The 15,486-nt window shown below is 30.1% G+C and carries 13 protein-coding genes and 1 pseudogene; 1 reads left to right on the top strand and 13 read right to left on the bottom strand.

The genetic code is table 11. From position 1 onward, the window contains the following. Positions 1-31: 31 nt before the first annotated feature. The 8 genes from ERL59_RS04380 to ERL59_RS04345 all read right to left on the bottom strand — a co-directional run bounded on the left by ERL59_RS04380 (position 32) and on the right by ERL59_RS04345 (position 7,945). Positions 32-889: a glycosyltransferase family 2 protein gene (locus ERL59_RS04380; protein WP_160644921.1), complete on the bottom strand. Its 858-nt coding sequence runs from the start codon at positions 887-889 to the stop codon at positions 32-34. A 63-nt stretch (positions 890-952) separates the two neighbouring features. Next, positions 953-2,287 carry an oligosaccharide flippase family protein gene (locus ERL59_RS04375; protein WP_160644919.1) on the bottom strand — a complete coding sequence of 445 codons (1,335 nt, stop codon included), beginning with the start codon at positions 2,285-2,287 and terminating at the stop codon, positions 953-955. 251 nt (positions 2,288-2,538) lie between these two features. After that, positions 2,539-3,489, bottom strand: a complete 951-nt coding sequence (locus ERL59_RS04370) for a decaprenyl-phosphate phosphoribosyltransferase (protein ID WP_201763477.1) — start codon at positions 3,487-3,489, stop codon at positions 2,539-2,541. Positions 3,490-3,840: 351 nt separating this feature from the next. Next, on the bottom strand, positions 3,841-4,842 hold the full coding sequence (locus tag ERL59_RS04365; RefSeq protein ID WP_160644917.1) for an acyltransferase family protein: 1,002 nt from the start codon (positions 4,840-4,842) through the stop codon (positions 3,841-3,843). Between the two features lie 30 nt (positions 4,843-4,872). After that, the gene (galU, locus tag ERL59_RS04360; RefSeq protein WP_160644915.1) at positions 4,873-5,757 is read right to left on the bottom strand and encodes a UTP--glucose-1-phosphate uridylyltransferase GalU; all 885 of its coding nucleotides are present in this window, start codon (positions 5,755-5,757) and stop codon (positions 4,873-4,875) included. 26 nt (positions 5,758-5,783) lie between these two features. Then, positions 5,784-6,770, bottom strand: coding sequence for an aldo/keto reductase (locus ERL59_RS04355; protein WP_235929794.1), 987 nt, complete (start codon positions 6,768-6,770; stop codon positions 5,784-5,786). A 129-nt stretch (positions 6,771-6,899) separates the two neighbouring features. Beyond that, a complete protein-coding gene (locus tag ERL59_RS04350) occupies positions 6,900-7,478 on the bottom strand; it encodes a TetR/AcrR family transcriptional regulator (protein WP_160644913.1) in 579 nt (192 codons plus the stop codon). Between the two features lie 77 nt (positions 7,479-7,555). Continuing rightward, the gene (locus ERL59_RS04345) at positions 7,556-7,945 is read right to left on the bottom strand and encodes a rhodanese-like domain-containing protein (protein ID WP_160644911.1); all 390 of its coding nucleotides are present in this window, start codon (positions 7,943-7,945) and stop codon (positions 7,556-7,558) included. 155 nt (positions 7,946-8,100) lie between these two features. Between ERL59_RS04345 and ERL59_RS04340 the strand changes: the two genes are divergently transcribed. Beyond that, positions 8,101-9,171 (top strand): M15 family metallopeptidase, encoded by a 1,071-nt coding sequence (locus tag ERL59_RS04340; RefSeq protein WP_235929793.1) that lies wholly within the window; start codon positions 8,101-8,103, stop codon positions 9,169-9,171. 129 nt (positions 9,172-9,300) lie between these two features. Here the strand turns inward: ERL59_RS04340 and ERL59_RS04335 are convergent, their stop codons facing one another. The 5 genes and pseudogenes from ERL59_RS04335 to ERL59_RS04315 all read right to left on the bottom strand — a co-directional run. Continuing rightward, the gene (locus ERL59_RS04335; protein WP_160644909.1) at positions 9,301-11,052 is read right to left on the bottom strand and encodes a methyl-accepting chemotaxis protein; all 1,752 of its coding nucleotides are present in this window, start codon (positions 11,050-11,052) and stop codon (positions 9,301-9,303) included. A 201-nt stretch (positions 11,053-11,253) separates the two neighbouring features. Beyond that, complete coding sequence (locus ERL59_RS04330) at positions 11,254-12,993, bottom strand: methyl-accepting chemotaxis protein (RefSeq protein WP_160644907.1); 1,740 nt, start codon at positions 12,991-12,993, stop codon at positions 11,254-11,256. A 204-nt stretch (positions 12,994-13,197) separates the two neighbouring features. After that, on the bottom strand, positions 13,198-14,019 hold the full coding sequence (locus ERL59_RS04325) for a carbohydrate ABC transporter permease (protein WP_160644905.1): 822 nt from the start codon (positions 14,017-14,019) through the stop codon (positions 13,198-13,200). 17 nt (positions 14,020-14,036) lie between these two features. Next, positions 14,037-14,975: a carbohydrate ABC transporter permease gene (locus ERL59_RS04320; RefSeq protein WP_235929792.1), complete on the bottom strand. Its 939-nt coding sequence runs from the start codon at positions 14,973-14,975 to the stop codon at positions 14,037-14,039. 259 nt (positions 14,976-15,234) lie between these two features. Beyond that, positions 15,235-15,486: pseudogene (locus tag ERL59_RS04315) on the bottom strand (carbohydrate ABC transporter substrate-binding protein); the annotation flags it as partial.

The following is a 15,486-nucleotide window of genomic DNA, read 5'->3' as shown; positions in this document are numbered from 1 at the left end:
GTATTTTCCCCTATTCTATAAGATATTGGAATCACTTACTTATCGTTGTTTTCTTCTCTCTCATTACATTTTTGTTTATATTTAAACCTACTAGCCTATGTTTTAAATAAAAAAGAAAAAGAATCCATTGTATATAACTTCTCTTATACTTTCTAATCATATATTTCAAATTTTTATTAGACTGCTCTACTTTTTCCTTTACATTAAAATTACTATCATGTAGAAGATGATAATTTACGAGAGAGTTATCTTTTTTAAATTTCAAACCTATGTTGGATAAACGTATGCCTAAATCCAGATCCTCATGTCCCCATCCTTTAAACTTTTCATCAAAAAATCCTATTTGTTCTAAATATTTCTTTTTTATAGAAACGTTACCCGTGTAGAAACTTAACCAATTCAACATGTTAATATGATGAATTGAAACTCCTTTCTGCAATTGTTTTTTTGTCACTTTTGATTTTAAAATTTGAATATCATCCCGTAGAAGACCTTGGTCAAATAGGTCTTTGATTTCACTTTCTAACATAAAAACATCTTTTCTTTCCCCGAGTAAAACGCATTTCTCATTTTGATGACCATAAATATGTTTATTAACAAAATCTTGATCAGGTACTCTATCATCATCCACAAAAATAATAATATCTCCAGATGCTCTTTGAATCCCTAAATTTCTAGCAGCTGCCCTGCCCACATTATGTTCACAAACAATTGGAATAGGTGAAAATGAAAAACATGTTTTATTGAATTGATCCAACGTATCCTCGTTACATCCATCAAAAACAATAATCACTTCCACATCATCATTTATTTGTTTTTCTAAAGCCTGTAATACCAATCTCAATCTGTATAATTTATCTTTAGTAGGTATAACAATACTTGCTTTCATTTACTCCCTCCCTGTAATCAAATATATAAACTCAAAACCTCTTTCATTTCTAAAAATAAGAGTTTACAAGTTCCTGCTGTTAACTCTTTCTATACTCTTTCTTTTAAGAGAAAACATACTTCTATTTCTATTAAAATATTGAACCTTTATAAGCAAAATAAACATCCCTATCAATACGATTTGTGTAATCAAGGAAGATACCATCGCTCCTGTTACTCCATATATTTTAGTTAAAAAGTAACATGTTCCTAATAATACAGGTAAAGGAATCCCTTGCACTAGTAAGCATATCCATGCTCCTTTTTTCCCTTCTACAGTAAATACCGAATTAAAAATCCAATAAATAAAATGGAAACCTGTACTGAGGGAAACAATTAGAACATATAACCAATTAAATGGATAGTCTCTCCCATACATAAACAGCAGAATCATACACAAAACTGCGTTTGCAATAATAGCAAGGGGAAGCAATATAGGGATTAAACGTACTATCCGTTTGTAAATTTTTATTTTATCCATTTGCGCAATTGTAGGTAGAAAGACAACAGCAAAAATCTCATGAAACATCATATTAAAGAATATTCTGACATTTACATGATAAGCAGAATATATCCCAACATCATAGCTAGAAACAAAATGGTTTACGATAAATAAATCAACTGAAAATAACAATGTTGATAATGTCCAACTAACCATATTTATAGCCCCATATCCATATAGAAGCTTTGATATTTTTAAAGAAAATCCAAACCTTTTTTCTTCAATATCTTTAAAGGATAGTATCGCAAATATACAGTGATTAATAATTAAAGCACCTATAAAAAGATATATATTTCCTGATTTTAGGCTGGATATTACGATAATTACAAAAAATACGGATGTTCCAATTAATTTAGTAATTCCTAGTGTAAAAAACTTTTTTTCTGCTCTTAATACTGCATCCATAACCATAGACAAGTTGATAAACACTGCTAATGCTACACTGAATATCCAATTTGTAGTTGATATATTTGTAAGACCTGAAAAAAAATCAGTAAATATCAAATATATCAATACAAAAAATCCAGTAAGAAAGATGTTCCATACAAAAACAGAGCCTAAGAGCTTTTGGACATCATTTTTATCCAATGTGGGGATGTATTTTATAATGGATAAATTTACACCTAGAAGAATGGGGATGATTAAAAAATACGCAACATTTTGTATGATTGTTATTTCTCCAATAGCAACTACACCATAATACCTTGTTACAATAATCAAGCTTAAAGCATTCAAAATAGCTGCAATAAATCTAAAAATGAATATGGTGCCTAAATTGCTGATAAAACGTTTAACTTCATCGTTGCTAGTTATACTTTTAATTCTTGGCAAAACAATACTCAAAAAAATTTTATTCATGTCTATCTTCCGATCCGCTAATAAATACAATATTCATATTTACAGCTCCAAAATAGCACTTTCTAAAAGAATTGAATTAACAATCATAATATCATTAGAAAAATAATAGAATGATCTCCCTAAGGCACTAATTCAGGACGTTCGCCATCTCCTGTTTGATTCAATAAATATTGATATCTTAGTAGTGACTGAAATCGTTACCAACATGTACACAGAATTATAAAATGAGTATTGTACAATACTCATTATGTTTATAGCTCCAAAATAGCACTTCCTAAACTAATTGAAATATGTACTAACAACCATAATATCATGATAAAAATAATAGGCTTGTCCCTAAGCAATACTAAATCTGGACTTTCACCATGCTCTGTTTGATTTGTTAAATATTGATATCTTAATATACCGTATAGTACGATTGGAATCGTTACCAACATGTACCTAGAATTAACATCGTATATAATGTAAAACGAATACGAGATAATAGTACACGCTGTTAACATGGGCAATATCTCATTTATTAAAGCGATAGAATAATCATTTAAATTTTTTCTATGTTTTTTTGAATTTTCTGCTAATCTTATAATCTCTTTTTTCCTTTTATTTAAACCTAAAAACATAGTTAAAAATGCTATGCTAAGTATTAGCCAAATGGAAATATCTACACCTAAGGCTAAAAACCCTGAAATAGACCTGAGCACAAATCCAATGGAAATAATCAATACATCTACAATAACAATATCTTTTAATTTAAATGAATAAAATAAATTTAGAAGAAAGTATGAACTAATTATGATGCCAAAATATAGATTTAGTTGAAATGAAAATAACAGAGTAAATGAACTTAATACTAAAAATACTAAAAAGGCGTGTCTAATTTTAATTTTTCCCGATGGAAGAGGTCTTAATCTTTTCACCGGATGCAGACTATCTTTTTTTATGTCAGCAATATCATTTACAATATACACTGAACTAGAAATACAACAAAACAAAAAAAAGGCCAGAAACGAAACTAAAACCATATTCAAATTTACATCTTTCATTGCAAGTAACAAACCTGAAAATACAAACAAATTTTTAGGCCATTGATGAATTCTTAGAAGTTGAATAAAATGCTTGATTACACTCAATGTAACGATATCATAGTTTTTTTCTATCTCTTGATCAATTTGTAAAATACCATCACGATCCCTTCTAAGCAAAACTACACCTCCATTTTTTATATTCCCCCTTATATTTTTTCAACTTTCTGAATAATTATAAATTTAAAAAATATTATAATAATTCAGAAGCTTCCAAAATATATTGTTATTTTACAGCAAATTACTTTTTATAGCAATAATTTTCACAAAATACCATTAAATCAGTATATTTTCATCTTAAATTTTTCAAGTACTTCTAAATTTTGTAAATTATAATTATTCATAATTGGTTATGACTTGAAAAATATGATGAACATTAATACTTTCTTTTCCATAAAAAAAACCCAGTAATTAGATTTCTATCCAAATCTAATTACTGGGAGAAAATAAACTCTTTAGATTCTCACATGATTATCCAATGAGATATCTACTTTTATTCCCTAATATTTTTTTAGCTGGAATTAAACACATTAAACTAATCACTGTAATGAATACTGTGGATATAATGATTAAAAAGAAGTTATATATATCATTCAATCCATTTAAGTTAACATAAATCTCAATAATTTTAAAATATATCCCTGATATGTAGGCATGTATAAAAAAGAGACCAAAACTATATTGTGCTAATTTATCAAATTTCTTTTCTATCCTACTATCATATTTATATAAATAAAACATGATTAAAAATGCTAACACTATTTTGTTTGAATAAATGAATATATCTGTTAATGGTCCTAAATCATTGTAATGAGTTATGGTCCCTACTGTGAATAAAACAGTAAATAAACACAATATAATGAATTTATATTTATCAATAAATGATAATATTTTTTCCTTATTTTTACTCAAATACATTCCAGCAATATACGAAAAAAAATAATGTAAAAAACTCTGGATAACGTTATCAAAATTCTTTAACGTTAAAATTGAAATGATAAATGAAACAATGAATACATAATTGAAATATTCCCAATCTATCAACTTTATTAAAATAGGAGAAATAACATAAAAAATAAATATCATAGGGATAAACCATAAAGGACCTAAATGAGAACCCGTAATATATAAATAGAATACTTGAAAAAACTTGGAGTAATCCAAAATAAACTCATGTCTTGGAACACCACCTAAAGATGTTACTAAAAGGATGGCAGGTATAGATATTATAATGTATGGTGTTAGCACATATTTAACCTTTGACTTTAAATATTTGGAATATTTATATTTAAAAGATAAATGATGAAATAAAAGGCCAGCAATAAAAACAAAAAGAACGGTACCTTCTCTAAATAAATTGGAAAAAATAGAATATACGATCATTCCAGATTGACTAAAAGGCTCAATCACATGACTTGCTATGACAAAGATAATAGCAACAGCCCTGAAATTATTTACATAATTAAGATACAAAAGGTCCACTTCCCCTAGGATACGAATGACTTATTTTTTCACTTTAAATGTCTCTATCAATTGTTCACACATATTCACAATCTCAAATTTTAATTCCTCATTATGCATAGCAAACTCAATTGTTGTTTTAATAAAACCTAATTTTTCTCCAACATCATATCTTTTTCCATCAAATTCATATGCAAAAACTCGTTGTATTTTATTTAAATTAGAAATAGCATCTGTAAGTTGAATTTCTCCACCTGCTCCAATATTTTGTTGTTCCAAAAACATGAATACTTCTGGTGTGAGAATATAACGACCCATGATTGCCAAGTTAGATGGAGCCGTTCCTTTATCTGGTTTTTCTATAAAATCTCTAACCTGATAACGCCTGCCTAATTGATCTATTGGATTAACAATACCGTATCGATAAGTTTCTTCATCAGGTACTTGTTGGACACCGATCATTGGAGCTAACGTTTTTTCATATTCATTAATTAGTTGACGAAGACAAGGCACACTAGATTTTACAATATCATCCCCTAATAAAACGGCAAATGGTTCATCTCCAATAAATGTACGAGCACACCAAATTGCATGACCTAGTCCTTTTGGCTCTTTTTGTCTAATATAATGAATATTCGCTAATCTTGAAGATTGTTGAACTTTTTCAAGTAAATCCACTTTCCCTTTCTGTTCTAATCTTTGTTCTAATTCAAATGCATGATCAAAATGATCCTCAATAGCTCGCTTCCCTTTCCCTGTAACAATCATAATATCTTCAATGCCCGAAGCTACGGCTTCTTCAACGATATACTGAATTGTTGGTTTATCTACTATTGGCAACATTTCTTTTGGCATGGCTTTGGTTGCAGGTAAAAAACGAGTTCCTAAACCAGCGGCAGGTATAATTGCTTTTTTAACTTTTTTCATTTACTGTTAAACCTCCCTCTATAAAACTAAATATTTATTAATAGATTTATAGATTCAACTTGTTGTTGAGTTAATGGTCCAAATTCCATTGCTTTTGCAATTTCAATGACTTGTGCTGCAGTCTTAAAACCTGGAATAGGAATATTTTGCCCACTTATTGCCCAGTTCCAGGCTAATGCACCCTGCACTAAAGTTCTCCCATCACTTTTCAAAATTTCTTTAATTGCCTCTAATTTTTCCAAAAATTCCGGTGCTGGTTTTCCTTCCTTAAAATAAGGAATCCAATCAAAGCCACTGCCCCTTACATCATCTGGGGTAAACTTTGTATTTTCATTGAATTTTCCGCTTAACATTCCCATTGCTAATGGAGTACTATTAATACTTGTTAAATTCTGCTCTTCACATAATTTAATAACTTCTTTGTTGTATCCAAACACATTCACTGGATGTAATATAGAAGATCCATTTGAATTTTCTGCGAAGTACTGAGCACACTTCAAGTCGCCGGTACTCCATCCATATGTACGAATAGTACCTTCCTTCTGGAGTTGATTCAAAGTTTCAATTACGATATCAACCTTCTCTTGAGGTAATGACCAGAGGTGAATTTGATATACATCAATAAAATCTGTTTGCAAACGTTTTAATGATTTTTCACAAGCTTTTCGAATATATTCTGGTGTTATGTTTTGTCCAGTAATTTCACGTTTTTCCTCATCATAAGTAAATCCAAATTTAGTGGCGATAACGACTTTATCTCTATATTCTTTTAAAGCTCTACCAAGAACTCGTTCACTGTGCCCTATACCATAAACATCAGAGGTGTCGAAATAATTAATATTACGCTCTATGGCTTCATGAATAGCCAATATAGATTCTTCATCGTTTACCTCACCCCAACCATCCTGCTTTCCTTCAAGTAAAAATGGTCCTCCTATTGCCCAACACCCTAAACCTAACAAACTAATTTCAATACCTGTTTTTCCTAATTCTCTTTTCATCTGTGTTTGCATATTAAAATCCTCCATTTTTAAAATTTTAATAATAAAATAGACAAAACAACCTATCGTTTGGTAGTTAAAGTTCAAGGTCATCATCTCTCTAGAAGATAGTTATTATTGTTCCATATGGATAATAATAACTTACTTTTTCCCAATCCCACCTAAAAAGACGTTTAAACAACTAGTCAGGTCCTTCTCAATTTCTTTGTTAGTGTAAAACTTAACACTCATTGCAAAACCAATCATCATATAATAAAAAGAAAGTGCAACATCTGAGGCATCTTTCTGAATAAACTCTTGCTTTTTAATACCTTCTTCAACGATCTTTTCAATTTCTTTCATCATACCCTTTTCTGTTTCTTCCGTTTTTTCATGTATGTAGTCCTTCAAATATTCAGGTGGATAATAATAATAACGATCCCAGAACTCCATCTGTACATTATCTTTACAGTTTTTCACATAACGATTAAAAATAAATTTCAGCTTATCTTGGGATTGTATATCTTTGTTGAACGTTGTTAATTCCTTTATGAATGCTGAATTATCAACTAATATCTTATTATAAACAGCAGAAAATATATCCTCCTTTCCAGCATAATGAGAATATAAGGAAGCTTTTTTTATACCTACTGCACTTGCAATATCTTCCATACTAGTCTCGTAATACCCTTTATTTGCAAATAAACCTAAAGATTCTTTTAAAATTTTATTTTTAGTCATATAACCTCTCACTCTCTATACCAACCAAACGTTAGGTAGTATATTATCAAAAATTGTATTTTTTTGCAACCCCTTTTTTACTTAGGAGCTTTAACCTCACCATGCCAAGACACAAAGCCACCTCGCAAATGGATCATGTTTTGAATTTTTTTCCTTTTTAATATACGTGCTGCTTTTTTACTCCGAAAGCCACTTCTGCAATATAACATGACTGTTTTATCCTGAGGAATTTCATCCAGTCTATTTCGAATTTGTGAAAGAGGAATATTCACTGCATCCTTAATGTACCCTGTTTTTAATTCATATGGTTCACGAACATCAATGAGAACCTTGTCTGATTTGTTTTTCAAAGCTTCGGAAAAGTCCGTTGTACTTAATGTTTTTAAACCTTTCACTGGCATCTGCTGATATATAAACCAAAATAACAATCCAAATACGATTCCTGAAAATATAATTGAGGTATCCATTTGACATCCTTTCTAAGAAGTTGCCTATACAAGGCTCATCTTCAACCAATAAAATCAATTATTAGTATTGTGCTATTTATATTAGTTTCTGTCAATCTTTTTTCATGGTATAATAAAGTGCATTTCATTCATATTTAAACATCGGAGGAGCAATCATGTTAAATACTCGTTTCTTTACATATAGCATAAGCGCAATAGTGAGCTGTTCCATAATACTTACAGGCTGCGAAAATACTTTAATACCTTCTAGTACAAACGCACCAGATGTACAAACTAAAAAAGAAGTAGATAAACTTCCTCACGAATTAGAAACCAATGAAATTGAGAGCATATTTTTTAGTGATGAAGAGATGGTTTTATCTCCTAAATCCACATTTTCACTCGAGCTTTATTCCATAACAACAGAGCATACAGAAATAGAAATTAACCCAATGGATATTACTTATGATATTCAACCAACAAACCTTGCTTCCATCGATGATAGAGGCTTACTTTCCCTATCAAATGAAGCAAAAACGGGAAATCAAATTGATGTTTATGCAAATTATGAAGGATTTACAACACAAATCACCATAACTGTAAAGTACAGTTTAGAGAATACCATAGTCGCATCAAATAGTGAAATTCCTAAAATTACAAATCAAGAAAGTACCGCTGTTTTAGTAAATAAACAAAGAAGCTTAGAAGATAACTATATACCGACTGACCTTGTTCAGCCTAATATTCCTTTCTCCTTTACAGGAGAAAGTGAAAAAAAATGGTTGCGAGAAGAGGCTGCTAGAGCACTGGAACAATTATTTGATCAAGCAAAACAAGAGAATATTCAGTTAAATGGGGTTTCTGGATACCGTTCTTATCAAACCCAAAAATCAATATTTAATTGGAATGTACAGGAACAAGGAGAAGAACAGGCACGAAGATATAGTGCATACCCTGGAACAAGTGAGCATCAAACTGGACTTGCCATTGATGTTTCTAGCCCCAGTGTAAATAACGTTTTAGAAGAAAGCTTAGGATCTACGAAGGAAGGACAGTGGTTAGCAGAGCATGCTGCTGAATTCGGTTTTATTATTCGTTATCCCCAAGATAAAGAACACATTACAGGATATGCTTATGAACCATGGCATTTAAGATACGTAGGAAAAGAAATAGCTAGTGAAATAATGGGTCACAACATTACACTAGAAGAGTATTTTGATGAAAGTACACCAGTAATTACAGAGTAACTGCCTAGAATAAACTAAATTCAAAAGCATATTCATAATATTGAAGTCTTAATTTGCGAATGATATAACTTTTAAATAAAAAAAATCACTAACATGTGTCAATGTAGTGATTTTTTGTCTATTACATTATTATTTGTCTTCTTTATCTAGTTTAAAACGGCTAATATTTTGATCCATTGTATTAGCTAGTTCACTTTGTTTATTTATAGTATTTACCATATCTTTAAACTGTGCTACCTGCTGATGTGTTGAAGAGGCAATTTCTTGTATGCTTGCCGTGGTTTGTTCAGAAATTGCACTGATATCTGTCATATGATTACTTACATTTTCACTTTGATTTTTAATGTGATTCGCACTGTCTAATACAATGGCCATCTGTTTATTCATATCTAGAAACATATTGTTAATCTGAATAAAGATTTGATAAGCTGATTTAAATGTATCTCTGCCCTTTGCTGTACTTTCATTTGAGGATTGAAGTGATTGTTGAAATTCCAATGTTTTTTCTTCATTTTTGATAACTACTTCCATTACACCATTTGCTACTTTTGTTGTTTCAGTAGATAATTCACGAATTTCATCTGCAATAACAGCAAATCCTTTACCAAACTCTCCTGCTCTCGCTGCTTCAATAGAAGCATTTAAAGATAATATGTTAGTATTTCTAGATATTTTAACAATTTCCTCTGAATATTTCCTAACTTGTTTAAGCTCTTGATTTAGTGCTTCAAATGAACTGATCAATTGTATATTTGAATCCTCTACTAACTCAAGCTGCCCCTCCGTTTCATTTAACTCTCCAGTTGCGTTACTTACCTTTGTATATGTCTCATCTAAAGCTAATTTAAATTTATTAATAACATCTATAATCTCTCTCACTGACTGATCTAACTCACCTATATTCACTAATGAATTCTCCGAATAACTTGCTTGCTCAGCAATCCCTTTTGATATTTCATCTACATTTTTTGCGATGACTTTTGTAGATCCATAGTTTTCAGTCATTGCATCATCAACAACTTTTACGTTTAAATTCATTGAAACAATTGACTGTTTGACATCTTTAATCATATTTTTAAAGTTGTCTAAGATCTGATTTGTACTTTTTGTTAAAATACCTAATTCATCCTTGGAAATAGACATCTTTTCTAAGGTTAAATTTCCTTCTGAAATACCTTGATTTAACTTCAAGATCTGTTTCAACCTGCCCATTATATTTTGATATATGATATAACCTAGTATTATAGATACAATAACCGATATTACGAAAATAGTTAAATTGTTAATCACAGAATTATTTTTTTCTTGCTTAACAATTTCTTGTGAAGCTAGTACATGTTGAAAATCAACCGTATATAATTCATTTGATTTTTTTATGATTTGATTTATTTTAGGTGAAATAATCTGATAGACAGCTTGGTATGCACTATAATCTCCATCTATAAAGCTGCTGTTTAAAGTGGGTTGATTCTCCACTATAGTTGTCCAGCTTTGATTCATTTCTTTAATTAATTCAGTTTCATCTTCTTCTTTAGAATTTAAACTAATTTCTAAAATAATTCCTTCGATTTTTTCATATCTACCTTTTAATTCAGACTCTGGATTTATTTTTTGGGATATTTTTGAACTAGAAAGTAATATAAATTGATTTAGCTCAACTAAATCATCTTTCAATATCTGTGTTAATTCCATATTTTTTAGTTTCTCATCATATATTTTCTGCATCGTATTTTCTATATTATTTAATGAAAACATAGACATTGTTGTACTGAGTACAATCAAAAATAACATACAAACAAAGGTGAAAATTAGTTTAATTTTAAAACTAATTTGATTTGTTAAGTGATGAAATATTTTTAATTTTTTGACTAAATTTTTCATAAAATCTCCTCTCTACTCTACTTCACACTTTTCCATTATTTAATTTCCATATGTAAATTGAATATGTAAAATGACACTCTGATAACAATTATAATATGAAGTTCACAAAAATGATATAATCTATTTAAAAGAAAAAAATCACCTTTTGGTGATTTTTAGAAGAGAATGTCGTTATTTGTGGTGTTTTTATGTATTATTTTATTATTCATTTTCTAATTTAAAACGTTTAATATTTTGATTCATTTTATTAGCTAATTCACTTTGTTCATCTATAGAATCGACGATATCTTTATATTGAGCCACCTGTTGATTCGTAGAAGAAGCTATTTCCTGAATACCAGCCGAAGTTTCTTCTGAAATAGCCGTTATATCTGACATATTATTATTTACTTCTTCGCTTTGCTTCTTAATAACATTTACCCTTTCCAGCACTTCATTCATTTGATAACTCATTTGTGTAAACATTTCGTTTATTTCCATAAAATTATCATAGGTTGCTTTAAATGTAGTTCTGCCTTCAGAAGTTTTTTTATTTGATATAAGCAGAGACTCTTGAAACTGTTTTGTTTTTTCTTCATTTTTAGCCACTACCTCCATTACCCCATTTGCAACTTTTGTTGTTTCTGAAGATAGCTCTCGGATTTCGTCCGCAATAACAGCAAATCCTTTTCCAAATTCTCCTGCTCTAGAAGCTTCAATAGATGCATTCAAAGATAATATATTAGTATTTCGAGATATTTTAACAATCTGTTCTGAAAACTTACGTATTTGTACAAGCTCTTGATTTAAATCTTCAAAGGAAGAGATTAGGTCAAAATTAGAGTCTTCAACTAATTTTATTTGTCCCATCGTTTCATTTAAATCCACTGTACCATTCTCAATCTTTCCATATGTATGTTCTAATGAAATTTTAAACTTCTCTATAATATCGATAATATCTGTTACAGACTGATCAAGCTCAGATATATTTACTAAAGAACCTTCTGAATAACTAGCTTGTTCTGAAATTCCTTTTGAAATCTCGTCTACATTTTTAGCAATGATTTCTGTTGAACTATAATTTTCAGAAATTGCAAGATTTACATTTTTCACATTATTATTCATTAAATGAATAGAGTGACCTACATCTGAAATCATCATTTTTAAATTATCTAAAATTTGATTCGTACTTTTAGCTAGTAACCCAAGTTCGTCTTTTGAGATATTCAATTTCGATGCTGTTAAATCACCTTTAGATAATTGATAATTGTAAGAAACTAAGCGATGAAGACGTTTTACAACACTACTATAAATCCACCAACCTAATAACAAGGAAATAATAATAGCTGTAACTATAACAATCATATTATTTTTAAGTGCAAGATTTTGTGAATTTTCTATCGTATTTTGTGAATTTAAAACTTCATTGTACTTCAAATCATACAACGTTGAAGAATTGTTAACGATACCATTCAAGCTTCTTAAAGAAGATTGATATGCTTTATTGAACTTCGCAGGATCCCCTTCTATTATTGCATTAAGAATATTATTCTTATAATTTAAAAAGCTATTCCAATCCTTAACTAATAAATCAGCAATAGCTAATTGCTTATCCCCACTAGCAAGTTCCTCTTGCTGAAATACAATGATTTCGATTTCATTCATTTTATCAGTAATTCTCTTTTCATAACTGTTTGCTAAACTTGGACTATTTGATGCCGTCATGATCAATTGATTAAATTCTAATATTTTCGTCGTTAAGCTTTGCAATTCATTCATGGACCCAATTTTATTTTCATATGAATCTTCGACCGTTCCCTTGATACTATTAAGGGAAGTATTTAATATAAAAGCCAGAGTTAACAAAGTAATAAACATAAATAGGAATAATATAATTAGTTTCAATCTTAGATTAATTATATTTGATAAAGCGTTGACTTTGCTCGCGATCTTAATAAACATAACGTTCCCCCTTCCTTGTAAAAACTACCATCATTATATCATCTATAAGGAAATTATGTCCATGAAGACACAGGTTGCTTTGAATAGTATAAAAGTACTAATTTGCTTTTCTATAATAAATGATCTTAACTGCTAATCGCAGTTAAGATCATAGAAATATTAACTTCAATAAGTTAAATATGTTCACATATACCCATACTAGCTCTAACCTTTAACAGAACCCTCTGTTAATCCTGAAATAAACTGCCTGCTAAAAGGAATAAAAATAGCAAGAAGTGGCAGCGTTGTAATAAATGCGCCTGTTACAACTAATGCTGTATCGCGGTTATATGCATTCTGTAATCCTCGAACAGCTAGCTGTAATGTTTGTACAGATTGGTCTTTCAATACAATCGATGGCCATACAAAATCATTCCAAATCGCCATAAATGTGATAATAGCTAATGTAGCTAATCCAGGTTTGATAATCGGTAATACAATTCGATAATACGTTTGAAAATTTCTAGCTCCGTCCATTTTAGCTGATTCAATTAGTTCCGGATGTATAGCTGTTTCAATAAACTGCTTCATTAAAAACACACCAAAAGCTCCTACTAAAAATGGGATGATAACCGCATACAAACTATTGATCCAATCAAATTTACTTACGATGATATAGAGTGGGATCGGACTAGCTGGTGGTAACAATAAAGTACTTACGATGATGATAAAGACAAAATTTCTCCCTTTAAATTGTAATCTGGCAAGTGCAAATGCCGCAAGTGAACAAAAAAATAACTGGGATATCGTAATTGTTCCTGCAACGATTAAAGTGTTAAATAGAGCCGCAATAAAATCTGCATTTTCCCAAGCATTTTGAATGTTTGCAATAAATTGATCACCTGGAATGATTTTTGGTGGGAACTTATTGGCTGCCGCCGTTGTATTTGTGCTTATGACAAACATCCAATAAAATGGGAATATTGAAATTAATGATGAAATAAGAAGAAACAGATAAGATATAAAACGACCTGCTCTGTTTTTCATGATTCCTCACATCCCTTCTAATCCTTAATAACTTTCGTAGTAATGAACCAATTCAACAATGCAAACATGACCACAATGACAAACATGACCCAAGAAATTGCTGCAGAGTATCCTATATTGTATTTGGTTCCAAATGCGGTTTCATATAAGTATAGGAACATGGTTAAACCTTGATTCGCAGAACCACCTCTTAAATCTAAAAAAACCAATGGTTCTATAAATAATGACATACCTCCGATAGAGGACATGATAATCGTAAAGAGAATAATGGGACGAAGCTGTGGAATTGTGATATAGAAAAACTGCTGGATTTTATTTGCTCCATCTATTGTTGCAGCTTCATATAAATCCTTGCCAATCGTTTGTAATCCTGCCATGTAAATGATCGTATTATAACCAATCCATCTCCAATTCACCATTGTAGCTATAGCAAAATGAGTTAAAATTCGATTATTTTTCCAATCTAATCCTTCCGTACCTAAAATAAAGTTAATTAAACCAAAATCTCTAGAGAATAAAGAGTTAAAAATAATCGTTACTGCTAAAATGGACGTGATAAATGGCATAAAAATGGCCATTCGAAACAAATCTTTCATTTTCACAAAAGCTTGGTTTAATACATAAGCAAGCACTAATGCGATAAATAATTGAGGTATAGTAGAAATAATCCATATAGAAAAAGTATTCACTACTGCTTTAATAAATGTTGGATCATCCGTTAATAACCATACATAGTTTTGTAAGCCAATAAACTCAGGCTCAGCCCCAAATAATTTCCAACTAAATAAAGAGATATACAAGTTATAAAAAATCGGAAATATACCAAACGTTAAAAATAAAATAAAAAACGGAGCTACATATAAATAACCTGATAATGCATCCTTGCGTGCTTGTAAGCCAGATTTGAAACGAGGTTTATTATTGGATTTTGTACGTATTTTTGTATGCACTTCCATGGGAAATCCTCCTTCCATTCATTGGGTAAAATTATCTACTGAATATAAAATTTTTGTATATGTATAATTAGTAAGCTGAAGAGAATTATTTCTAAAATAAAAACCTAGTTCTAAATTATAATTTGAAAATTCAGTTACTTTTGAAGATGAATCGTTTTAAAATTAAAAATTGTCCCATTCCATTATAAGCGCTGACCATTAAAATTGATCAGCGCATTCAATTGATTAATTATGTTATTTTTTAAAATTCATATTATTATTATCTTAGTTCTCGATCTACACGTTCAATAGCCGCATCCCACTCTGCTTGTGGATCTGCATCATTGTTTTCAACATTGTTAATTGCATCTTTAACTGCAGTGTTCACTGTTTGATGATCAGGACCAAAGTATACTGGAACCACTTTCTCTGCAGCTTCTGCATAAATTTGTCCTACTGGAGCGCCTTGGAAGTACTCATCTGTCCAGTCTTGAATTTCTGGCTTATCGTAAATTCCAGGTGTAGAAGGGAA

The organism is Chengkuizengella marina (assembly GCF_009910845.1).
Lineage (GTDB): Bacteria > Bacillota > Bacilli > Paenibacillales > KCTC-33759 > Chengkuizengella > Chengkuizengella marina.
Note: the sequence above shows the minus strand (reverse complement) of the source record. Positions and strands in the feature narration are given on the sequence as shown.

Excerpts from the sequence above, each read along its gene's own strand:
- ERL59_RS04345 (WP_160644911.1), bottom strand. The coding sequence starts at position 7,945 with ATGGATACCTCAATTATATTTTCAGGAATCGTATTTGGATTGTTATTT.
- ERL59_RS04340 (WP_235929793.1), top strand. The coding sequence starts at position 8,101 with ATGTTAAATACTCGTTTCTTTACATATAGCATAAGCGCAATAGTGAGC.
- ERL59_RS04325 (WP_160644905.1), bottom strand. The coding sequence starts at position 14,019 with ATGAAAAACAGAGCAGGTCGTTTTATATCTTATCTGTTTCTTCTTATT.
- ERL59_RS04330 (WP_160644907.1), bottom strand. The coding sequence starts at position 12,993 with ATGTTTATTAAGATCGCGAGCAAAGTCAACGCTTTATCAAATATAATT.
- ERL59_RS04335 (WP_160644909.1), bottom strand. The coding sequence starts at position 11,052 with ATGAAAAATTTAGTCAAAAAATTAAAAATATTTCATCACTTAACAAAT.
- ERL59_RS04380 (WP_160644921.1), bottom strand. The coding sequence starts at position 889 with ATGAAAGCAAGTATTGTTATACCTACTAAAGATAAATTATACAGATTG.
- ERL59_RS04355 (WP_235929794.1), bottom strand. The coding sequence starts at position 6,770 with ATGCAAACACAGATGAAAAGAGAATTAGGAAAAACAGGTATTGAAATT.
- galU (WP_160644915.1), bottom strand. The coding sequence starts at position 5,757 with ATGAAAAAAGTTAAAAAAGCAATTATACCTGCCGCTGGTTTAGGAACT.
- ERL59_RS04350 (WP_160644913.1), bottom strand. The coding sequence starts at position 7,478 with ATGACTAAAAATAAAATTTTAAAAGAATCTTTAGGTTTATTTGCAAAT.
- ERL59_RS04320 (WP_235929792.1), bottom strand. The coding sequence starts at position 14,975 with ATGGAAGTGCATACAAAAATACGTACAAAATCCAATAATAAACCTCGT.
- ERL59_RS04375 (WP_160644919.1), bottom strand. The coding sequence starts at position 2,287 with ATGAATAAAATTTTTTTGAGTATTGTTTTGCCAAGAATTAAAAGTATA.